This window comes from Acidobacteriota bacterium (genome assembly GCA_030774055.1).
Taxonomy (GTDB): domain Bacteria; phylum Acidobacteriota; class Terriglobia; order Terriglobales; family Acidobacteriaceae; genus JACPNR01.
This window is the reverse complement of record JALYLW010000123.1, coordinates 1-22,176: the sequence shown is the minus strand read 5'-3', so window position 1 is coordinate 22,176 and position 22,176 is coordinate 1. Positions and strand designations below refer to the sequence as shown.

The window sequence follows — 22,176 nt, the reverse complement described above, 5'->3', positions numbered from 1 at the left end:
CGCCCATCTCGGCTGGCGAAACGCCGGGGCCGCTTACTTTGCCAGCGCCTTGTCCAGATACTTCGCGATGACCGTCTCATCCACCTCGCCGGCGTCGTTGTAGAGCGCTTTGCCGAAGCGGTCGATCACCACGATGTGCGGGATATATCCGCGGTAATACTTCTGGACGAGTCCCTTCTGCGCGCTGGGCAGTTTCTGGTCCATGTCCACGACCACGAAGTTCACGCGGTCTTTGTACTTGTCGTAGAGCGAGACGGAGCGGCGAGCCTGCCGCTTGGAGTTGAATCAACCCTCGCCGACGATGAGCACGTAATTCGGCTTGCCGGCAACGATGCCCTCCGCCAGGCGGTCGCCGGTGACGAGCGGCCCATCGAGCGAGTCGGAGTTGTAATCCAGCTTGGGATTGAGCTTTAGGTTGTCGCCCGCGAAGGCGAGTGTGCCCGCGAGCAGAAGCGCAGCGATCAGCGTGCGGCTCATGTCAGTGTGACTCTCCGGTCCGAGCAAAGGTTACATCGGAATCCGGACAGCGGAAAGCGCCCTCATACCCCCACCGGGAACGGCTTCTCGTGCATCTCCGCGGTGGCGGCCGAACCTGAGCGCTCGAAGCGGCCTTGCAGCAGCGACATCAATCCCGTCACCCAGTAACCAAACACGAACAGCGTGAGGAAGGGGACGGTGATGAAGTTCTGATTCACGATCGCGTACCACACCGTGTAAGCGAAGTAGCACCCCACGAGCATCTCGAGCCACGGCACCCAGCCCAGCCGCCGCCGATACTTCTGCGCCATCGCGCGCTCGCCCTTTTTCTGGACGGAATATTTCGGAGTCCGCTTGAACGCGCTCTGTATCCCGAAAAGCGCTTCCAGCACGGCGCGCGTGTTGGTGAGCGTCAAGCCGATGCCCAGCGCCATCAGGAAGGGAAGGTACAAGAAGGTGCGCAGCCACTTGCCCGGGTACAGCTCTTTCTGCGACACCAGGTAGAAGCTCGAGATGCTGAACGTCGACGCCAGGAACAGCGGCAGGTCGATGTAGAGCATCTGGAACCAGCCCTGGTAGAAGCGCGTGACCATCGCGGGCAAGAGCAGAACCGACAGCACGATCATCAGCGGATAACTGATGTTCGCCGTCAAATGGTAAACCGCCTCGATCTTCACCCGCAGCGGCGCGTTCGACCGCCAGACTTTCGGCAGGTCTTTCTTCGCGCACTGGATCAGCCCTTTCGCCCAGCGCGCCTGCTGCACCTTGAACGCCGTCATCTCGATAGGCAGCTCCGCCGGACACTCCACGTCCTGCAGATACTTGAACTCCCAGCCCTTGAGCTGCGCGCGGTAACTCAAGTCGGTGTCTTCGGTGAGCGTGTCGTGCTCCCAGCCGCCGGCTTCGTCGATGGCTTGCCGCCGCCACATCCCGGCGGTCCCGTTGAAGTTGAAGAACACGCGCGAGCGCGAGCGTCCGCCATGCTCGAGCACGAAGTGTCCGTCGAGCAGGATGGCCTCCACGTTGGTCAGGAACGAGTAATCGCGGTTGAGATGCGTCCACCGGGTCTGCACCATGCCCGTCTTCGGGTCGACGAAGTGGTGGATGACCTGCATCAGCCAGTCTTCCGGCGGGACGAAATCGGCGTCGAAGATGGCGACGAACTCACCCTTCGCCGTCTTCAAGCCTTCCTGCAGCGCGCCCGCCTTGAAGCCTTCGCGGTTATCGCGATGGTGGTAGCTGACCGGATTCCCCAACGCGGCGTAGCGTTCAACCACCGCACGCGCCACCGCGACGGTCTCGTCGGTGGAATCGTCGAGCACCTGGATGTCGAGCTTGTCTTTCGGATAGTCGAGCTTGCAGATCGACTCCACCAGCCGCTCCACCACATATTGCTCGTTGAAGATGGGCAACTGGATGGTCACGCGCGGCAGCTCGGCAAAACGCGCCGGCGGGTCCGTCACCTTGTTCTTCTTGTTGTGGTAGTACATCCAGACGAGCTGGTAGCGATGCAGGCCGTACATCGCCAGGATGATCATCACCACGAAGTAGGGCAGCAGCAGGCCGTAGTCGAACCAGTTCGGCTGGTACAGGCCTTTGAAGGTGGTGTCGGTGATCTGCCGCTTCAGCGTCTCGAACACACCCTTCTTCTGCGCCCACACCAACGCGGCGGTGAAGACATAGGAATAGCTCCAGATTGTGGCCAGCAGGTGCAGGGTGTGTCTCTCTTCTACCAGTGCGTCCGCGAAGGGGACGGAAACTAAAGATTGTAACAAGAGGGCGAGGGTTTGCCGTTACATGGCGGGTTCGACCGGTCAGCCGGAGTTAGTTCAGGAAGAATTTCGTGTACAGCGTGTCTCTCTGCGCGGGGCGGAAGCCGGCGTCGCGGATGATATGTCGCAGCTCTTCCTCGGTAGTGCAATTAGTCGTCCCGGCCGCGCGAACGACGTTTTCTTCCAGCATCACCGAGCCCACATCGTTGCCACCGAAGCGCAGCCCCATCTGGCAGACCTTTAAACCTTGCGTCACCCAGCTCGACTGCACGTTCTCGATATTCGAAAGGAAGATGCGCGCGATGGCCAGCGTCTTCAGATATTCCACCGAAGTCGCCTCGTCCCAGCCACGTCCGCCGAGCGCGGTGTTGCCCGGCTGGAAGGTCCACGGGATGAACGCGGTGAATCCGCCCGTCTCCTGTTGCAGGTCATAGACGTGCTGGAAGTGGTTCACTCTGTGTTCCAGCGTCTCGCCCACACCGAACATCATCGTTGCCGTGGTCCGCATGCCGAGCTGGTGCGCGGTGCGATGGACGTTCAGCCAGTCCGCCGTCAGGCACTTCAGCCGCGCGACCTTGTGGCGCACTTCGTCGTCGAGGATCTCCGCGCCACCGCCGGGGATGGAATCGAGCCCGGCGTCGCGCAGCCGCGCGATGGTGTCGCGGATGGAGAGGCCATTCAATTCGGCGAAGTGGATGATCTCGCTCGCCGAAAAACAATGCAGATGGATCTGCGGGAAGCGCTGCTTGATGCCGCGCAGCATCGCCTCGTACCAGTCCATCTTCAAGTCGGGATGCAATCCGCCCTGCATCAGCACGCCGGTGCCGCCGAACTCCACCGTCTCCTGGATCTTGTCGTAGATCTGGTCGAACTCGAGCACGTAGCCCTTGGCGCGTCCCGGTCCTTTAATCGGCGCGTAGAAAGCGCAGAAGGTGCAGTACTCGGTGCAGAAGTTGGTGTAGTTGATGTTGCGGTCGATGATGTACGTGACCACGCCCTCGGGATGCAGTTTGCGCCGCAGCGCATCCGCCTCCATGCCGATGCCGATAAGGTCGTCGGAGCGGAACAGGTCGAGGGCTTCTTGTTTGGTCACGCTCATCGCAATACCTATTTTACTGGCCAGGAGGCCGGGAACCAAACCTCGCCCTCCACGTTCAAAAAGACGCTCGCTCCAACAAATAATGATGGGTCATGCTGAGTGACCGAGGGCCCCGCGCGCTTTCTTCAGCGCGGGTATCGGTCGCGAAGCACCTTGGTTTTCGCTCTTACCCGCGAAAATCCACTAGCAGGCCAGCGCCGTCCCGCGCGACTCATCCAGGAAGTCGATCGGACGCATGGCGGGGATCACGCCCGTCTCGACCGCGTACTGAAAGAACAACTGCATGCCCTCGAGTTGGGCGTCATCGAGTGAGTAGTCGATGCTCTCGGTGAGATAGCTCTTCACCTCTGCCTCGCTGATACCGACGCGCGGCGCCCACTCGCGCGCCAGTTTTTCCACGTTCTCGGGCAGCAGGCCATGGTCGCGCGAGGTCTGGAAGATGCGTGGCAGGTCGAGCTTGCGCCCATGTCCAGGTCCGACGACCGCGGCCTTGCGCACCGCCCAGAAGGCGAAGACGAAGGGCTTGCCGGTATGCCGCGTCCACTCTTCGGCCAGGTCGTAGCAGAGGTACCGCGAGCGGTCCACGGTGAGCGCCGGGTCGCCGATGATGAGCGCGGCGTCATTCTCCGCCAGCATGTTGGGCAGCTTGGGCTCCATCGCGGTGAACAAGCGTTGGCCGTCGTGCCACTTGCGCAGCAGCACGCGGCAGAGCGCCACCGAGGTGCGCGAAGAACTGTCGGCAGCGATGGTCTTGATCTCGTCGAGCGGCTTCTTGCTGACCAGCAGGATCGATCGCACCGGGCCGTTGGCGGCGATGCTTACCCCCGGGATCACTGCCAGGTCAGGGATGGTCTGGTAGGCGATCACGGGGATGATGCCGATGTCGGCCACGCCCGCGCGCAGCTCCTGCGCACACGCCGCCGGCACGGTGTAGTGCACCTCGAATTGACGGCGCAGGTCTTCATGGTCAAAGCCCCACATCAGTGGAGCTGTGTTCAGGAAGGAGATCGCCGAGACGCGCAGGCGCGAAGCCATGATCGACGGAGGATTCTAGCAAAAGTTCGGAGACTGTGCCGGACACGCCCACGCAAAAACTCTCGCCCGCCGGCATGGCCTCCCGCTACACCACAGCGACCCGGCCGTGAGTCGGATGCCCCTGATTGTCCTGGAAACGATATCGTCCCGCGATAGAGGTCAGAGAGAAGAGAATCGCTGCGCGCTGCGGTCACGCGTTTGCTCCTCTGTTCGGTATGGTACAGTCGGCCCCACGAGACCTTCCCTATGGCGCATGCCGCTCCGAGACCGGCGCCGTCCTCTTCCCCCAGCGAGCAGGCAAAGCTGTGGCTGGCGCTCGCGCTCACGCCCACGCTCGGACCCAGCCGCGCGCGCAAGCTGGTGGAGCACTTCGAGTCGGTCGATAACATCTTCCGCGCCTCGCTCACCGAGCTCGAAGCCGCCGGACTACGCGCCGGCGCGGCACAATCCATCGGCACGGGAAAATCGCTCGCGCTCGCCGAAGAAGAGATGGTGCGCGCTGCCGCCTCCGGCGCGCATATCATCGGACTCAGCGACCCCGCGTACCCGCCGCTGCTCAAGCAGATCTACGATCCGCCCGTCGTGCTCTTTGTTCGTGGGGACGTGGAGACCATCTCGCGGCCGGGCATCGCCATCGTCGGCACCCGTCACCCCACGCCCTACGGCATTGGGATGGCTGAGCGCCTCGCGTGCGACCTGGCGAACCGCGGCCTCGTGATCTTCAGCGGCATGGCTCGTGGCGTGGACACTGCCGCCCACCGCGGCGCCTTCCAGGCCAAAGGGCAGACGGTCGCCGTCTTCGGCACCGGCGTCGACGTGATGTACCCGCGCGAGAACAAGAAGATTGCCGAGCAGATGGTAGCGCTGGGTGGTGCGCTGGTCTCCGAGTTCCCCATGGCGACCTTCGCGGCGCCACAGAATTTTCCCATCCGCAATCGCATCATCAGCGGACTCTCCCTCGGCGTACTGGTGGTGGAAGCGGGCGAGTATTCTGGCACCCGCATCACCGCGCGCTGCGCCCTCGAGCAGGACCGCGATCTGTTCGCCGTCCCCGGCAACGTGACCAACAAGAATTCCTGGGGTCCGAATACGCTTATCAAGCAGGGCGCCCGGCTCACCGCCACCTGGGAAGACGTCTGGGAAGAGCTGCCCGCCGAGGTCCAGGCCAGGCTCGTCCCAGAGACAGCGTCTGAATCCAAAGAGCCGTCTACTGCATCTCTATTCGAGGACGATCAAGCCCTGGGCGCTGCCGAACGCAAGATCTTCGCGCTGCTCAAGCCCGACGAATCCACCCACATCGATGAATTAGTGGAGCAGTTGGAGCCGCACGTCTCCTCCTCCGAGATCTTCGCAGCGCTCTTCGAGCTGGAGATGAGCGGCAAGATCCGGCAACTTCCCGGCAAGAATTTCGTCAAAGCGTTCTAGGACGCAGTCGCTCGGGGTGACCTCTGCAAAGAGGCCCCGATTTCGGATTTCGCGTGCAGTCGTGCTAGTTTCAGTCCCATAGGGGAACCATAGGAGACCCATTGGCAAGAGCACTCGTAATCGTCGAATCGCCCGCCAAGGCGAAGACGATCAATAAATATCTCGGCAAAGGCTTCGACGTGGAAGCCTCGCTGGGGCATGTGAAAGACCTGCCCAAGAAGACCCTGGGTGTCGACGTCGAGAACGACTTCGAGACCGAGTACACCGTCATCCCCGGAAAAGAAAAGGTTCTGGCCCGGCTGAAGAAGCTGGCCAAGTCGGCCTCCGCCATCTATCTGGCGCCCGATCCCGACCGCGAAGGCGAGGCCATCGCCGCGCATCTCGCCGAAGAACTTGGCGGCGACGATTTCAATGGCAAGAAGAGGAAGAAGAAGAAGGGTGAGGAAGCGGTCATCATCCACCGCGTCACCTTCAACGAGATCACGCAGAAGGCGGTGAAGGAAGCCTTCGAACACCCACGCGGGATCGACCGCAACCTGGTCGACGCGCAGCAGACCCGCCGCGTGCTCGATCGCCTCGTCGGCTACCAGGTCTCGCCGCTATTGTGGGACAAGGTCCGGCGCGGCATCTCCGCCGGCCGCGTGCAGACCGTCGCGTTGCGGCTCATCGTGGAGCGCGAGCGCGACATCAAGGCTTTCCAGAAGGTCGAATACTGGACGCTCGACGCCCATCTCGCCGGCGCCAAGCCGCCGCTGTTCGACGCCAACTTCGTCGGCGCCAACCCGGAAAAGAATTCCATCCCCGATGAGGCGACGGCCAAGCGCATCCAGGCCGACCTCGAGAACGCCGCCTGGGTGGTTCGCGAGGTAGAGAAGAAGGAGCGCCGCCGCTCCGCCGCGCCACCCTTCACGACGTCGAAGTTCCAGCAGGATGCCTCGCGCAAGCTGCGCTTCAGCGTGAAGCGCGCGATGATGATCGCGCAGCGTCTCTATGAAGGCATCGACGTGGGCGAAGAAGGCTCGGTCGGCCTCATCACTTATATGCGTACCGATTCCACCCGCGTCTCCAATGACGCGCTCGGCGAGGTCCGCGAGTACATCGCTTCGAACTTCGGCGAGCCTTTCCTGCCCGAGTCGCCCAACTTCTTCAAATCGAAGAAGGGCGCGCAGGAGGCGCACGAGGCCATCCGCCCAACCGGCGTGATGCGCCATCCCGATGCCATCAAGCGCTACCTCCAGGAAGACGAGTACAAGGTCTACAAGCTCATCTGGCAGCGCTTCGTCGCGTCGCAGATGAATTCCGCCGTCTTCGACCAGACCTCCGTCGACATCGACGCCACGGCGAAGAGCGGCACCGGCACTAATTATCCCTTCCGCGTCACCGGCTCGGTGCTCAAGTTCGAGGGCTTCCTCAAAGTCTACGAAGAGTCGAAGGAAGGGAAGGACGAAGAAGACGAAGCGCTGCGTCACAAGCTGCCGGCGCTGGAAGCGGGCCAGAAGCTCGAGCTCAAAGGCCTGAAGCCGGAGCAGCATTTCACCGAGCCGCCCCCACGTTTCAACGAGGCCTCGCTGGTAAAAGAGCTGGAAGAGCGCGGCATCGGACGCCCGTCCACCTACGCGGCCATCATCTCGACCATCCAGGAGCGCGGCTATGTCATGAAGGGCGGAGGCAAGTTTGCGCCCACCGAGATCGGCCTGGTCGTCACCGACCTGCTGGTAGCGAACTTCCCCGACATCTTCGACCTGCAGTACACCGCGCGCCTCGAGGAGGAGCTCGACGAGATCGAAGAGGGCAAGGAGAAGTGGACCGACGCGCTGGGCGAGTTCTACAAGAAGTTCGCCAAGGACCTCCGCTACGCCGAGAAGCACATGGAGAACGTGAAGCGGATGGAGAAGCCCACCGACGAGAAGTGCGAGCGCTGCGGCTCGCCGCTGGTCATCAAGTGGGGCAAGCATGGCTCGTTCTTCGCCTGCAGCGCCTACGCCAAAGACGATCCCAACTCCTGCACCTTCACCAAAGAGAATCCCATCGACCTGCCCGACCTCGATTCCGCCGACCTGCAGGAGACCACGCAGGAGGAATACTGCGAGAACTGCGGGCGGCTCATGGTGCTCAAGCGCGGACGCTTCGGCCAGTTCATGGCCTGCACCGGATATCCCGAGTGCAAGACCACGCGCCGGCTCGATCAGGGCAAGAAGGTTCCCGACATCCCGCTGGAAGAGAAATGTCCGCAGTGCGGGCGCAACATGATCCTGCGCCACGGCCGCTACGGCGAGTTCGTTTCGTGCTCGGGATATCCCGACTGTAAGTACATCAAGCAGAACTTTATCGGGATGAAGTGTCCGAAGTGCAAAGTAGGCGAGATCGTGGAGAAGAAGGCGCGCCGCCGCGGCAACCTGTTCTACGGGTGCGGCAATTATCCGAAGTGCGACTTCACCTCCAACTGGAAGCCGGTCGACGAATCGTGCCCGCAGTGCGGTAATCCGTACCTGGTCGAGAAGCGGCTGAAATCCGGGACCGTGATCGCCTGTCCCAACAAGAGCGCCGGGGCCGACGAGGACGACGCGCCCAAGCGTAGGAAGAAGAAGGGCGCCGCCGCCGAAGCAGCCGAGGCACCGGCGGTGCGATGCGACTATTCACGGCCGATGCCGGAAGCTGCGTCAGTCGCGTAGTCTCGCGTAGTCCTCGTGCGATCCTCGTTCGGCGTCTGAACGTTCGGTGTCCGAAACGTTCGGTGTCTGAACATTCGGCGTCTGAACCGGGTCCATGGCATAATCAGCCCCCCCAAATCGCCAAGGAGTCACCCTATGGCCAAGAAGACCAAGGCAAAGTCCGCACCGAGATCGCGTCCGGCGACGCATGCCGACGCTGAGCTCTTGCTCCACCTCTACGACCAGCGCCGCGATGAGAAGCTGCGCAAGGCCCGCAACTTCGTGCTCTTTGAATTCATCCCCACTGCGGACGAGGAATTCGCTGCCCTCGCGTTCAACTTCGGGAGCGAGCAGCAGTTGCACTTCCGCATGGTCTTTTCCTACTGGGAGCAGACGGCAGCGCTGTCGAACCGCGGCGTGATCCACGGCGAGCTGTTCGACGACTTCTCGGGTGAGCTCTTCTTCCTCTACGCCAAGTACGGCTCGTTCTTCCACCTCATGCGTGAACGTCTGAACCCCGACTTCGGCAAGCACATCGAAGAAGCGGCGATGGCCACTCCCGGGCGCCGCGCGCGCGTGGAGCGCGCCCAGAAGATGATTGCCAGCCGGCGCGCCCAGCCCAAGGCCGCGGGACGGTAAGCCAAGCAAGAGAACGGGCCGGGCACTCTGCCCGGCCCTGGTTTTTTGCCCCGCTCGACGGGCGACTACGCGATGTATTCCTTGATGTATTCGTCTTTGGTAGCGGTGAGCTCGGCGGCATCGCCATCGAAGATGATCTTGCCTTCGCGCAGGATGAGGAAACTGGTCTTCACCTCGATGTTCGCGCCCGGCTGGATGGGCTTCATCTCGTTGGCCTTCACGTCGAAGTAGCTGGTGGCCATGGTGAAGGCGTCCTGCAGGCGATGCGTCACCAGCAGCGAGCTGGTCTTGTAGACGTCGCGCTGCTTCACGATCAACTGCACGATGGTGGTCGAGGTGATCGGATCCAGGCCGCCGGTGGGCGAATCGTAGAGGATCACCTCGGGCTGCGTGATGATGGCGCGCGCGATGGAGACGCGCCGCCGCATGCCGCCGGAAAGCTCTGAGGGCAGCATGTCCATGGTGTGTTCGAGCTCGACGAAGCGCAGCACCTCGCGCACCCGGTTATCGATCTCTGCTTCGGGAATATCGTGCTCTTCGATCAGGCGGAAAGCCACGTTGTCGCGCACCGTCATGGAATCGAACAACGCGCTCTCCTGGAAGACCATGCCGATCTTGCGGCGCAGCTCGAACAGGTCTTCTTCTTTCATCTTCGTCACGTCGTGGCCGAGCACCCAGATGTGTCCGCTATCGGGCTGGATGAGTCCCATCGCGAGTTTGAGCAGCGTGGTCTTGCCGGCGCCGGCAACTCCAAAGATGGCTTTGGTCTCGCCGCGTTTGAGTTCGAAGGAGACGCCATCCAGCACCACGATGTCGTCGAAGGCGATGGCCACATCGTCGAACACGATGGCCACGTGCTGCGTGTCCTGCGCGGCCACGTCTCCCGGGATGGTCGCCGTGAGTGACAAGACTTATCCGCCGCCGCCCATGAAGACCATCAGCAGGCGCGTCCAGAAGAAATCAACGATCAAGATGAGCACCGATGCTGCCACCACCGCCTGCGTGGTCGCGCGGCCCACACCCTGCGTCCCACCCTTGGTCGACAGGCCGTAGTAACAACCCACGGTCGACAGGATGAACCCGAACAGGATCGGCTTGGTCAGTCCCATGAACACGTCTTCGAACACCAGCGACTGCCACGCCTTGCTCCAGTATTGGTTGGCGTTCAGCCCCAGCATCAGCGTGGAGACCATCGCGCCGCCCGAGAGGCCCACGAGGTCCGAGATGATGGTGAGAAAGAACAGCATGGTCACGCTCGAGACCACGCGCGGCGTCACCAGTTTCTTCGAAGGATCGGTGCCCAGCGCGCGCATGGCGTCGATCTGCTCGGTCACCTTCATGGAACCAAGCTCGCTGGCCATGCCACTCGAGTTGCGGCCCGCCACCATCAGGCTGGTGAGCACCGGACCCAGTTCGCGCACCATCGAGATGGAGACCAGTTGTCCGATGAGCGAGAGCGATCCGAAGCGCACCAGCGTGTTCGAACCTTGCAACGCCAGCACCGCGCCGGTGAAAAAGCCGGTCAACACAACGATGGGCAGCGAGCCCACTCCGACCAGGTCCATCTGCACCAGCGTGTCTGCCACGTAGCGCGGCCGTCGGAAGACGTTGCTCAGCGACCTCGCCGCCAGCAGCGAGTAGTCCTGCACCGCCAGCACCGTGCCTTTGGCCCAATCGACCGGGGAGATGAGTTCCATGCGGAAGCAGGGAGTGTAGCAGAGGAGCCGTAGAAGGGGGAACAACCGTGACAGGGTCATCCCCTCAGCATGACCCAGACAAGGGGCTCTAGCCTTCCTTCGCCTTCTTCTTGATCTCGATGTTCAACCGCTTGATCTTCTGGTTCAGCGTGGAAAGCGGGATGTGGAAGCGTTCGGCGGCCTCGGTCTGGTTCCAATTGCATTTTTCCAGCATCTCGCCGATCACGCGCCGCTCGCACTCTTCGATGATGTCGAATAACGATGCGTCAGCGCGCTCCGCCAGGATGCGCCCGACCACGTCGCGCCCGAGCACGCTCGCCGGCAGCAGGTCGCTGGTCACGGTCTCGCGCGGCGCCAGCACCACAGCGCGCTCGATCACGTTCTCCAACTCGCGCACGTTGCCCGGCCAGCCATGGTCCAGCAGCGGCCGCAGCGCCTCCGGCGCGATGCCCGAGACCGTCTTGCCATTCTCTTGCGAGAATCTCTCCAGGAAGTGCTGCACCAGCAGCGGGATGTCTTCACGGCGCGCGCGCAGCGGCGGCAACTCCACCGCGATCACGTTCAGGCGGTAATAAAGGTCCTCGCGAAACTTGCCTTCCTCCACCTGCTGCTTCAGGTCAACGTTCGTCGCCGCGATGATGCGCACGTCCACTTGCAGCTCGTGCACTCCGCCCAGGTGCATGAATTTCTTGTCCTGCAGCACGCGCAGGATCTTCGCCTGCGTGTCCAGCGACATGGTCGCGATCTCGTCGAGGAAGAGCGTCCCCCCGTTGGCGACCTCGAACAGGCCTTTCTTCGACGCGATGGCGCTGGTGAATGCGCCCTTCACGTGGCCGAAGAGCGTGGATTCCAGCAGGTCCGCCGGCATCGAGCCGGTGTTCACCGGGACGAAGGCGCGGTCTTTGCGCGGCGAGTTCGAATGGATCGCCTTCGCGATCAGCTCTTTTCCCGTGCCGCTCTCGCCCTGGATGAGCACGGTCGAGCGCGAAGGTGCGACCTGGCCGACCAGGTCGAACACCTTCAGCATCGGCTCGCTCTTGCCCACGATGTGCTCGAAGTTGTAGCGCTGTTTGAGCGCGCGCTTGAGTTGGACGTTCTCGTCTTCGGCGCGGCGCCGCGCCACCGTGGCGCGCACGTCGGCGAGCAGCTTCTCGTTGTCCCACGGCTTCTGGATGAAATTCGTCGCGCCTGCTTGCACCGCGCGCACCGCGTTCTCCACCGTGCCGTATGCGGTGATCATAATCACCGCCAGCTGCGGATCGCGGTCGCGGATCTCCGCCAGCACCTCCAGCCCATTCATGTCCGGCAGCGCGAAATCAAGCAGGATCAGGTCGAAGGGACGCGCCGCCAGCCGCGCCAGCCCCTCTTCGCCCGTCTCCGCGGTCTCCAGCGCGTAGCCTTCGAGGTCGAGCAGCGTCTCGAGTGATTCGCGGATCGCTGCTTCGTCGTCGATGATCAGGATGGAACCGAGCCCGCCGGTGTTCTCCGGCGCCGCTCGACGCGTCAACACAGCAGCATTCGACATATTCAACTCCTTACTCCACTACTTCAGTACCCAACCTTCAAAACTCAAACTTCAAAATTCCTCACACACTCACGGCTTTGCGGACCATGGGAAACTCGAGATGGAACGTGGTGCCTTGTCCGGGCACGCTCTCCACGTGGATCTTTCCGGCGTGCTCCTGGATGATGCCGTAACTCACCGCCAGACCAAGCCCGGTGCCGCGGCGCTCGCCCGTCCCGCCTGCATTCTTGGTGGTGAAGAAGGGCTCATAGATGCGCCGCAGGTTCTCCGGCTCGATCCCCGAGCCGGTGTCGCGGATGGCGATGCTCACGCCCGCCCCGTTCGCGCTCACCACCGTCAGCGTGCCACCCTGCGGCATGGCGTCCTTGGCGTTAAGGAACAGGTTCAGGAACACCTGCTGCAGCTTGCCGCTGTTGCCATGGATGAGCGGAAGGTCGGCGGCCAGTTCCTGCATTACCTTCACCTTCGAGGTCTTCATCTGGTGATCGAGCAGCGCGAGCGTGTCGGCGATCACTTTGTTCAGGTCCACGTCGCTGAAAGCGGCGCCCGAGGTACGCGAGAAATTCAGCAGGTTGTTGACGATCTCTGAGGCGCGGAAGGTCTGCGCCGTGATCTTTTCCAGCAAACCCGATTTCTTTTCATCGCCCTGCACCTGCTTGGCCAGCATCTGCGCGTAGCTCGAGATCACCGCCAGCGGCGTGTTGACCTCATGCGCCACGCCCGCGGCGAGCAGTCCGATGGACGACATCTTCTCCGCCTGCGTGAGCTGCGATTCCAGGCCCAGGCGCTCGGTGATGTCGTCCACGATGATCAGCCGCCCGATCACGTTGAACTTCTTCGTCACCAGGGGCGCGATCGCGATGTTGGTGGTGCGCGTGTCGCCCGCCGGCGTCTGCAAGCGGAATTTGTAGAGGTTGTGGATGCCCGCGTTCTGCCGCACGCGGTAGAACTCTTCGTTGAACGCCGCCGGGAAGACCGCGCTCAGCGGTTTGCCCAGCACTTCCACGCGCGGCATCGCGTACATCACTTCCATCTGCGAGTTCCAGCTCTCCACCCGGTCTTCGAGGTCCACCGCCAGCACGCCCACCGAGATCGATTCCACGATGTTCTCGTTGAATTCCTTCAGCCGCTCGTACTCTGCCGCCTTCTGTTCGAGCGAGGCGTAGAGCGCCGCGTTCTGGATGGCGATGCCGATGTATCCCGCCAGGGTCTCGAGCAACTCCACGTCTTCGCTGGAGAGAAAGTCGCCTTCCATCGTCTTGCCCAGCCCGATGACCGCGATCACACGGTTCTGGATGGTGCAGGGGATGTAGTAATTCAGGTCGAGCTTGGCGATGGTCTCCTGCTCCGCCGGCGTCTCGCGCGGCACCAGCCGCGTGTTGTCGAAGAAGAGGTGGCCGGTCGAGAATTCCACGTGGTGCGTGGTCAGGAAACTCAGCTCCAGCGGGCCGGCGTTGCCGATGCCGAACGAGCGCGCCATGAAGTAGTGGTGGTCGCCCTCTTCGAGAAAGATGGCGAGCTTATCCACCAGCAGCGTGCGCGATAGCCGATCGATGACCATGGTGAGCATCTTCGCCAGGTCGGTCTCGGAGTTCAGCTCGCGCCCGAACTCGATCAGCGTCCGCCGATAGTCGTAGCGCTTGCGATAGAACAGCGGATCGATCACCCGCTGCTGCATGAAACTCTTGAGGGGATCGAACAGCAGCGCCGTCACCACGATGGCGGCCACCAGGCCGGCGGCGCCCGTCGAAGGCAGCTTCACCTGCACGAGGTGCGCGACCATCGCCACCACGCCGTAGTACATGCCGAAGATCGCGGCCGTCACCAGGGTGTAGGTCATGCCGCGCTTGAAGATGATGTCCACGTCCATCAGGCGATAGCGCACGATGGCGTAGCCGAAGGTCAGCGGCAGGAACACCAGCGACAGCACCGAGATCTTCTGCGCCGCCGAAGGCAGCGCGCCCGCCAGAAAGGGCACCACGTAGAGCAAGGTGAAGGGAGCGATGGCCAGGAAAGTCCCGCGCGTGACCCACTTCATCTGCTGGCGCAGCAGCGGCGTGTCGGCGTGCTGGTAGGTATTCCAGAACACCAGCGCCGCGCCCACGAAGTAGAGTGCCAGGTAGAGCATCTCGACGCGGTCCAGGTTCCAGCGCAGCAATTCGGAAGGCGCGAGCACCAGCCAGGTGAAGATATGGAAGGCGAGCAACGCCACCGCCGGCGCATACACCGCCGGGATCACCCACCGATGCCGCGCCACGAACGGCTTGGTCTCCGGGAAGGTGAGCGAGAAGTGCAGGAAGAGCGAGGGTTGCAGCAGCCACGCCACCACGTTCGACCAGTAGATGGTCTCGTCGAAACCGTTCAGCTTGCCGGTGTACTTGAAGGAGTAGAAGACGAACGACACCAGGCAGAAGACGTAGAAGTGCATGGACTTGGGCGCCGTCCAGCGTCGCAAGAGCACGTAGAGGCCGATGCCGAGGTAGATGAGCGCGATCAGCCGCAGGCCCGCGTTCACCGAGCGGTCCGCCGGCTCGAGGATGACCTTCACGTCCACCGGCACTTCATTGCGCACCAGCGAATAGGTGGAATCTTTCCAGATGCCGGTGCGGTAGATCTGCCGCTGCACCGAGGCCACGCTGTTCACGGTTTGTCCGTTGATGGCGGAAAGTTCGTCGCCCGCCTTGATGCCGGCCTTGTCCGCTGGACCTCTGGGGTCCACCCGCTCGGCGCGCAGCCAGCCCTCGTGCTCCACCCACCAGACGCCGTCGGTGGGGACTTCCGCGCTGCGCTCTTTCTGGTAATTGATGAACGCCAGCACCGTGGCCGCGACGGTGAGGACGGCTAAGGCAAGCGCGACAAAACGGATGTGCGACTCTGATCTCATGGGCCGGCGCGGACGAGGGCTCGGACTCTCCGCTGGTGGTATCCGTTCAACCTGCAAACCGGGTTCCATGATTTTGGACAAAGGCAATCCCTTGCAAACCTTTTCGACTCCGTGGGTTAGGGGATTATATCCCGAGCGGCTCGGAAATAATACCAAATACCGTATATATGCTGTGGTTTCACATAGATAGACTCGCCGACGTTAGGACGGCCGGCCTCACACCGCAGTCCGACATTTTGTTTGACCCCGTCACGGGATGTTCATAGACTCCCGCCAGCCTCCCATTTTCCGTGGTCCCTCGCAGTACATCTCGGGCTCTGATCGGCGGTGCGCTGGCATTGCTCTGGCTGCACGTGTTGCTGGTGCTCACGCTGCACGGCGACCACGCCCGCATCGTCGCCTCCGACCTTGTCCAGCTGGCGGCTTGTGCGCTCGCCGCGGCTGCCTGCGTAGTGACCGCACGCCACTCGCAAGGGTTTGCCCGCCAGTTCTGGTGGCTGGTGGGTGGGGCGTTCGCCTGCTGGGCAGTAGCGCAGACGGTGTGGACCTACTACGACGTCTTCGCGATACCGGATAAGCACCAGCTTCCCACCGACGTCCTGTTCTTTTTCTCGTTCACGCCCATCGCGCTCACGCTGCTGCTCGAGACCGAGCCGGAGCGCCGGCACGTCGACTGGCAGCGCACTCTGGACCTGGTGCAGTTCGGCATCGTGCTGTTCGCCGCGTACATGTACTTCTTCTACCTGCCGGCGCGCATCGAGACGCCGCAGGATGCCGTGACCCGCCGCCTCGCGTACCTGTTCAACTCGCGCAATCTCTTCCTCGTCATCGGCGCCCTGCTGCGCGCCACGCTCAGCCGCTCGCGCCAGGTGCGCCAGTTGTTCACCCGGCTCGCGGCATTCCTGATCGTGTACTCCGCTTGCTCCGCCATGGCCAACGTCGCTCGCCTGGTCTGGCAGAGCGAGGGTGGCGACTGGACGAGCGTCGCGTGGACCGTCCCGTTCACCTTCGCCACCATCCTGGCAGTGACCTGGCGGCAGACCGAGCCCGAGCCGGTGATCGAGCGCGTCGCGTCGCCGCGCCAGGCGCTCAGCATCCACCTGCTGCCCACGCTGATTCCGCTGACTGTGCTTTTTCTCTCCAGCCAGATACTGAAAGAGCAAACGGTCTTGGCTTCGCTGCTCATGTTGTTCTCATTCGCGGTCTACAGCGCGCGGCTGGCGGTGAGCCAGGCGCGCCAGCAGCGAGCCGTGCTCGCGCTGCGCGATACCGAGGGACGCTTCCGGCTGTTGTTCGCCGCGAATCCTCATCCCATGTGGGTGGTGGACCTCGAGACGCTGCGCTTCCTCGAGGTCAACGACGCGGCGGTGCGGCGCTACGGCTATTCGCGGGAAGAGTTCCTGGGCATGCGGCTCACCCAGATCCGCCCGCCCGACGAAGTCCCGCGCCCGCTCAACGATCTAGCGGAGGAGAGCGGCATCCGGCAATTCGGCATCTGGAAGCATCGCTGCAAAGACGGCCAGCTGGTTACCGTGGAGATCCACGCCGAGCCGCTTGATTTTGCCGGACGTCCCGCCATGCTGGTGCTCAGCCAGGACATCACCGAGCGCCAGAAGCTGGAAGAGCAGTTGCGCCAGTCGCAGAAGATGGAAGCGGTGGGCACGCTCGCCGGCGGCATCGCGCACGATTTCAATAACCTGCTCACCGTGATCAAGGGATACAGCTGCCTGGTGCTCGATCGCGTCAAAGACGATGAGCAGTTGGCGCGCGAGGTCGGCCAGATCGAGAAGGCGGCGGAGAAGGCCGCCATCCTCACCCGCCAGTTGCTCGCCTTCAGCCGCCGCCAGGTGCTGCAGCCGCGCAACATCAACGTGAGCAACATCGTCGCCAGCGTGGACAACATGTTGCGCCGCGTGATCGGCGAGCACATCGAGATCGTCATTCGATCCGCGCCCGACCTCGGCACCGTGCGTGCCGATCCCAGCCAGGTCGAGCAGATCATCCTGAATCTTGCGGTCAACGCGCGCGACGCCATGCTCGCCGGCGGCCGGCTGACCTTCAACACCTCGAACGTCGTGCTCGATGAGAACTTTGCGCGTGACCACCTGGGCGCGCGTCCCGGCCGCTTCGTGCTGCTCGAAGTCACCGACACCGGCCATGGCATGGACGAAGAGACGCAGCACCACATCTTCGAGCCCTTCTTCACCACCAAGGAGGTGGGACGCGGCACCGGCCTCGGCCTTTCCACCGTCTACGGCATCGTGAAGCAGAGTGATGGATACATCACCGTGGAAAGCGGCCTCGGCCAGGGCACCACCTTCCGTGTCTACCTGCCGCGCGTCGATCAGGCGGTGAGTGAGGGCGATCCCAGTGAGAGCGGTACGCGCCGCGTCGGCTTTGAGACCATCCTGCTGGTCGAGGATGAAGAGGTCGTGCGCCACCTCGCCCATCGCATCCTGGTGACCTCGGGATACAAGGTGCTGCTTGCCAAGGACGGCGAGGAGGCAGAGCGCACCTGCATCGAGTATGACGGCGTCATCCAGCTGCTCATCACTGACGTGGTCATGCCCGGCATGAGCGGACATGAGTTGGTGCAGCGCATCGCCGCCAAGCGCCCCGGCATGAAGGTGCTTTACATCTCGGGATACACCGAGCAGGCGCTGCACGAAACCGATATCCGTTCCGGTGTCGCCTTCCTGGAGAAACCTTTTAGTCCGGCCGGGCTGCAGCGGCGCGTCAGGGAAGTGCTCGAGGGACGTATCATCCCCTCATCGGCCGCTTGGGCGAGTGGCGCACAATGACCGAGGACCAATGAACAATGACCAATGACCCGCGGCGGCCAACCAGCACCAGACGCAAAAAAAGAGGGGACCCAGCGGGTCCCCTCATAACAGAAGCGACAGAGGCGATACTTATAATTATCTGACGCTATCCAGGCACGATCGGTTGCACCTTCCCATCCGCAAAAAAATGTCCGCACCCACGCCGCCGCCCATCGCCGGAGTAGAAGAGCACTCGCTCCTGGTCAGCGGACGCCGCATGCGCTACCTCACCTGCGGTTCCGGACCGCCACTCGTCCTGCTGCACGGCCTGCTCGGCTACTCATTCTCCTGGCGCTTCAACTACGCCGCGCTTGGCGGGATCGCCACCGTCTACGCGCTAGACGCGCTCGGCACCGGCTTCTCCGACCGCGATCCCGAGCTCGGCTGCAGCCTGCGCGATAGCGCTGCGCGCGTGCTCGAAGCCATGGACTCCCTTGGCCTGCGCGAGGCCGACCTGCTCGGCACCTCGCACGGCGGCGCCGTTGCCGTCTTCGCCGCCGCGCTTGATCGCGAGGAGAACGGGCGCCATGGGCGCCACGGGCGTCGGCGCATCCGCCGGCTCCTGCTGGTGGACGCCCTGAATCCCTGGTCGGCCCGCGGACGCTGGCTCGTTCCCCTGCTCGCCGGCCCCATCGGGCGCGCGCTGCCCTGGGCGGTGAAGAAGTTTTCCGCTACGCAAGGCTTCTGGCTGCGCCGCCAGTATGGCGACCAGAGCCGCATCGCCCCCGGCACGCTGGCCGGCTACACCGCGCCGCTCCTCATCGGCGGCACCATGGAGTACGCGCACAAGGTCCTGCGTTGCTGGCGCTCCGACCTGCTCGCTTACGAGCGCGAGTTGGCGACGATCCGCGACGTCGAGACCCTGTTGCTCTGGGGCGGTGAAGACCGCGCCGTTTATGCCAGCTCGGCGCAGGAGTTGAAAAAACGTCTCCCGCGCGCGCAGCTGGTCATGCTCCCGGGCGTGGGACATCTCCCCTATGAAGAGTCACCGGAAGAGTTCAATCGTGTTGTAATGGCGTTCCTGCAAAAAAAGGAAAGCGCGCAGCCTGCCCTCGATCGCGCCCACGCCCATGGTTGACCAGCTCTTCGATCTGCTGCGGCAGTTCTTTGACGATTACGGTTATTGGACGCTGGTCGTCATCCTGCTGCTCGAGAATGCCGGCTTACCTGTGCCCGGCGAGACCACGCTGCTCTTTGCCAGCTTTCTCGCCTACAGCGAGCGCGAGCTGCACCTCGGCTACATCATCCTTTTCGGCATCATCGCCTGCACCCTCGGTGACAATCTCGGCTACCTCATCGGATATCGCGGCGGACGTCCGCTGCTCGACCGCTACCAGCGGTTGTTCCATATCCGCCAGCGCACTATCACGCGCGGCGAACGCCTCTTCCAGCGCTACGGCTCGGTCACTATCTTCTTCGCTCGCTTCCTCTTTGGCATGCGCATCATCGCCGGACCACTCGCGGGCGTCCTGCGCATGCCCTGGCGCAAGTTCGCTGTCTTCAACTTTCTTGGCGCCTCCGTCTGGGTCAGCGTGATCGCCACGCTCGGCTACGTCTTCGGGAGCCAGTGGGTGCGGCTGGTGCACTACCTCAAGAGCGCTCAGCTCCTGCTGCTGGCGCTCTTTTTGCTGGTCGCGCTCGCGTTCTGGCGACGCCGGAGCATGCGCCGCGCACGCCGCGAACGCCGGCGCGCGGGCCGGGTGGTATCCTCGTCTCACTCGCGGTGAAGCAGCCAGCCAAGCGCGTTCTCGTCCTCGTGGTCGGGTGGGGTTTTATCCTGCTGGGCATCGCCGGACTCTTCCTGCCGGTGCTGCAAGGCATCCTCTTCCTGCTCATCGGCCTCGTCATCCTCTCCAGTGAATATGTGTGGGCGCACCACCTGCTGCGGCGTGTCGGTGAGCGTTTTCCGAAGCTGCATAGCCTGATCGAGCGCGCGAAACAGCGCGCGGCAGGCTGGGGCAAACGTGATATGGCCCAGCGCGGCCCCAAGGAACCCGCGGATACTGAGCCCGCGGACCATGCCGGCCCACCCGCTTCCTGAGCCGAACGGGCTGCTCGCAACCGGCTGCTCTCCAACCACTGCCGCCATCGAGCCGCCGCGCTATGCTAGGCTGCTGCGCCAGTCCCTGAACCCACTGCCATGTGGTCTCTGCTGAAGTCGCAATTCGCGCGCATCGACCGCGGTGCCTGGGTGCGTTTCTTCATCGCGCTCGCCGGACTCGCCTTCGCCTTCATGGCGGCCATCTTCTCTACGGTTTTCCGCGAGCAGGGCCACCTCTGGATCTCCGCGCTGCTCGCCTCCTCGGCGCTGCTCATGGCCGGCTTCGTCGGACTCACCGTCGTCCCCTACCTCTTCCGCCGCGTCGTCGTCAGCCGCGTGCGCGACGCTTTCGATTACGACATCACCCGCGAAGGCGTGATCTATCTCGGCATCATCCTGGTCATCGCCGTCGCCGCGTTGAATACCGGCAACAACCTGCTGTTCATCGTGGTCTCCACCATGCTCGCCGCCATCGTGGTCTCCGGCGTGGCTTCCGCCGGCGTGCTGCGCGGACTCGAGCTCGAGGTCGCGATGCCGCTGCACGTCTTCGCGCAGCGCAAAGTGCTGGCGCGCTTCACCCTGCATAACCTGCGCCGGTTTTTTCCCATCTTCTCCGTGGTGCTGAGCGGCGCCAAGCGCAAGCGCGCTGAGCGCCCGCTGCGTTGGCGCAAGTCCGTCTTCGGATTTCCCTTCCAGCGGCCGCCGGTGCGGCAGTGGCTGCGTGTGCCCGATCTCTCGCTCTACCGCGAACCGCTTGCGCCGATCGTCCCACCCATCTTCAGTGGCGCGGTCTATTTCCCCTACATCCCGGGGGGCAGCTCACTCGCTGCCGACGTGGAGCTGCTCTTTCCCAGCCGCGGCGAGTACCGCCAGAACGAGCTGGGCGTGCGCACGCGCTTTCCATTCTCCTTCCTCGAGAAGACGCGGCGCATCGAGGTGCGCGAGAAGATTGTCGTCTATCCGCGCGTGGATCAGACCGACGAGCTGTTCGAAGTGCTGCCCATGATCCGTGGCGAGTTCGAAGCCTTCGTCCGCGGACGCGGCTACGACCTCTACCGCATCCGCGAATACCTGCCCGAGGATTCCGCCCGCCACGTCGACTGGAAGGCCACCGCGAAGTCGCGCTCGCTCAAAGTCCGCGAGTTCACCCGTGAGGACGAGCGCAAGTTGCGCATCATCTTCGATAATCCCGCGGCCGGGGCCGTGCCGCCCGCCGCCTACGAGTCGGCCGTAGAACTGACCGCGTCGCTCGCCTGGCACTTTGCCGGCGAAGATGCCGAACTCACCTTCGTCGCGCCCGGCTACTCCGGTGCTGCCGACATCTATGACTTCCTCGAATACCTCGCGCTTGTCCAACCTATTGAAGCCCAACCAACGGAAGTCCAGCCCACGGAGACCGCCGACATGCAGGCCACGAAAGCCTTTACGCTAAACGCGCTGCCCGAGACTGGCGACTACAACGTGATCCTCACCGCGCGGCCGCGGGGCAGCATTCCGACGCAATTGTGGGCGTCGTCGTATTTCGTCTTCATCGAGGATGCCGGCGTCCGCACCGGCACGGATTGACGCTTCGCGGCCATATCCGGCTTGTACTCCGCTTGCGCCCCGGAGTACGATGCGCGGAGTACGGCGCGAATTCGGCCGACTCTACACCCAGAGGGTTTCCCATGCGCTTCGGACGCAACCTCGCTGTCACCATCCTTCTCCTTACTCTCCCATTCATCGCGCAGGCGCAGCGCCGCTCGCGCACCGTCACCATTCCCGCCGGCACGCAGATCAGCGTCCGCATGACCGATAGCCTGAGCAGTGACTCGACCCAGCCGGGCCAGGAATTCCGCGGCTCGCTCGCCTATCCGCTTGTCATCGACGGAACCGAGGTTCTGCCGCGCGGGGCAGACGTCACCGGCCGCGTCGTCTCCGTCTACAAGTCCGGACGCCTCAGCGATCCCGGCTCGCTCACCCTCGAGCTGACCTCCGTCGGCTCCGGCAACCAGGCGACCACCATCTCCACCGAGAGCTACAAGATCAAAGGTGAGTCCCACACCAGGTCCAACGTCACCAAGGTCGGTGGCGGCGCCGCCCTGGGCGCCATTATCGGCGGCCTCGCCG

Annotated in this window: 18 protein-coding genes; 9 read left to right on the top strand and 9 right to left on the bottom strand. The window is 63.2% G+C overall.

All coding sequences use genetic code 11. The features are described from left to right. Positions 1-33: 33 nt before the first annotated feature. The 5 genes from M3P27_10345 to M3P27_10325 form a co-directional block, all read right to left on the bottom strand. The gene (locus M3P27_10345; protein MDP9268705.1) at positions 34-225 is read right to left on the bottom strand and encodes a hypothetical protein; all 192 of its coding nucleotides are present in this window, start codon (positions 223-225) and stop codon (positions 34-36) included. 60 nt (positions 226-285) lie between these two features. Continuing rightward, on the bottom strand, positions 286-477 hold the full coding sequence (locus M3P27_10340) for a hypothetical protein (GenBank protein MDP9268704.1): 192 nt from the start codon (positions 475-477) through the stop codon (positions 286-288). A gap of 62 nt (positions 478-539) precedes the next feature. Further along, positions 540-2,138: a glycosyltransferase family 2 protein gene (locus tag M3P27_10335; protein MDP9268703.1), complete on the bottom strand. Its 1,599-nt coding sequence runs from the start codon at positions 2,136-2,138 to the stop codon at positions 540-542. Between the two features lie 163 nt (positions 2,139-2,301). Further along, a complete protein-coding gene (gene mqnC, locus M3P27_10330; protein MDP9268702.1) occupies positions 2,302-3,348 on the bottom strand; it encodes a dehypoxanthine futalosine cyclase in 1,047 nt (348 codons plus the stop codon). A 183-nt stretch (positions 3,349-3,531) separates the two neighbouring features. Continuing rightward, complete coding sequence (locus tag M3P27_10325) at positions 3,532-4,383, bottom strand: menaquinone biosynthesis protein (GenBank protein ID MDP9268701.1); 852 nt, start codon at positions 4,381-4,383, stop codon at positions 3,532-3,534. Positions 4,384-4,629: 246 nt separating this feature from the next. Between M3P27_10325 and dprA the strand changes: the two genes are divergently transcribed. The 3 genes from dprA to M3P27_10310 all read left to right on the top strand — a co-directional run bounded on the left by dprA (position 4,630) and on the right by M3P27_10310 (position 9,098). Then, complete coding sequence (dprA, locus tag M3P27_10320) at positions 4,630-5,808, top strand: DNA-processing protein DprA (protein ID MDP9268700.1); 1,179 nt, start codon at positions 4,630-4,632, stop codon at positions 5,806-5,808. 101 nt (positions 5,809-5,909) lie between these two features. Beyond that, the gene (gene topA, locus M3P27_10315) at positions 5,910-8,480 is read left to right on the top strand and encodes a type I DNA topoisomerase (protein ID MDP9268699.1); all 2,571 of its coding nucleotides are present in this window, start codon (positions 5,910-5,912) and stop codon (positions 8,478-8,480) included. Positions 8,481-8,615: 135 nt separating this feature from the next. Then, positions 8,616-9,098: a hypothetical protein gene (locus tag M3P27_10310; protein MDP9268698.1), complete on the top strand. Its 483-nt coding sequence runs from the start codon at positions 8,616-8,618 to the stop codon at positions 9,096-9,098. 65 nt (positions 9,099-9,163) lie between these two features. Here M3P27_10310 and M3P27_10305 read toward each other — a convergent pair whose 3' ends face one another. The 4 genes from M3P27_10305 to M3P27_10290 all read right to left on the bottom strand — a co-directional run bounded on the left by M3P27_10305 (position 9,164) and on the right by M3P27_10290 (position 15,204). After that, positions 9,164-10,006 (bottom strand): ATP-binding cassette domain-containing protein, encoded by an 843-nt coding sequence (locus M3P27_10305; GenBank protein ID MDP9268697.1) that lies wholly within the window; start codon positions 10,004-10,006, stop codon positions 9,164-9,166. Between the two features lie 3 nt (positions 10,007-10,009). Next, on the bottom strand, positions 10,010-10,795 hold the full coding sequence (locus tag M3P27_10300) for an ABC transporter permease (protein ID MDP9268696.1): 786 nt from the start codon (positions 10,793-10,795) through the stop codon (positions 10,010-10,012). Positions 10,796-10,883: 88 nt separating this feature from the next. Further along, positions 10,884-12,320, bottom strand: a complete 1,437-nt coding sequence (locus tag M3P27_10295; protein MDP9268695.1) for a sigma-54 dependent transcriptional regulator — start codon at positions 12,318-12,320, stop codon at positions 10,884-10,886. A gap of 61 nt (positions 12,321-12,381) precedes the next feature. Next, entirely contained in the window at positions 12,382-15,204 is a 2,823-nt protein-coding gene (locus M3P27_10290; protein MDP9268694.1) for an ATP-binding protein, read from the bottom strand. A 338-nt stretch (positions 15,205-15,542) separates the two neighbouring features. On the opposite strand from M3P27_10290, the gene M3P27_10285 reads away from it, so the two are divergent. The 6 genes from M3P27_10285 to M3P27_10260 form a co-directional block, all read left to right on the top strand. Next, positions 15,543-18,005 (top strand): ATP-binding protein, encoded by a 2,463-nt coding sequence (locus M3P27_10285; protein ID MDP9268693.1) that lies wholly within the window; start codon positions 15,543-15,545, stop codon positions 18,003-18,005. Positions 18,006-18,174: 169 nt separating this feature from the next. Then, positions 18,175-19,104: an alpha/beta hydrolase gene (locus tag M3P27_10280; GenBank protein MDP9268692.1), complete on the top strand. Its 930-nt coding sequence runs from the start codon at positions 18,175-18,177 to the stop codon at positions 19,102-19,104. Further along, positions 19,097-19,753: a DedA family protein gene (locus M3P27_10275; GenBank protein MDP9268691.1), complete on the top strand. Its 657-nt coding sequence runs from the start codon at positions 19,097-19,099 to the stop codon at positions 19,751-19,753. Before M3P27_10280 ends, M3P27_10275 begins: the two co-directional genes overlap by 8 nt. Next, entirely contained in the window at positions 19,750-20,067 is a 318-nt protein-coding gene (locus tag M3P27_10270; GenBank protein ID MDP9268690.1) for a PGPGW domain-containing protein, read from the top strand. Before M3P27_10275 ends, M3P27_10270 begins: the two co-directional genes overlap by 4 nt. A gap of 99 nt (positions 20,068-20,166) precedes the next feature. Beyond that, on the top strand, positions 20,167-21,633 hold the full coding sequence (locus M3P27_10265) for a DUF58 domain-containing protein (protein ID MDP9268689.1): 1,467 nt from the start codon (positions 20,167-20,169) through the stop codon (positions 21,631-21,633). 101 nt (positions 21,634-21,734) lie between these two features. Continuing rightward, positions 21,735-22,176, top strand: a 442-nt coding sequence (locus tag M3P27_10260; GenBank protein ID MDP9268688.1) for a hypothetical protein, incomplete at its 3' end; no start/stop codon positions are given.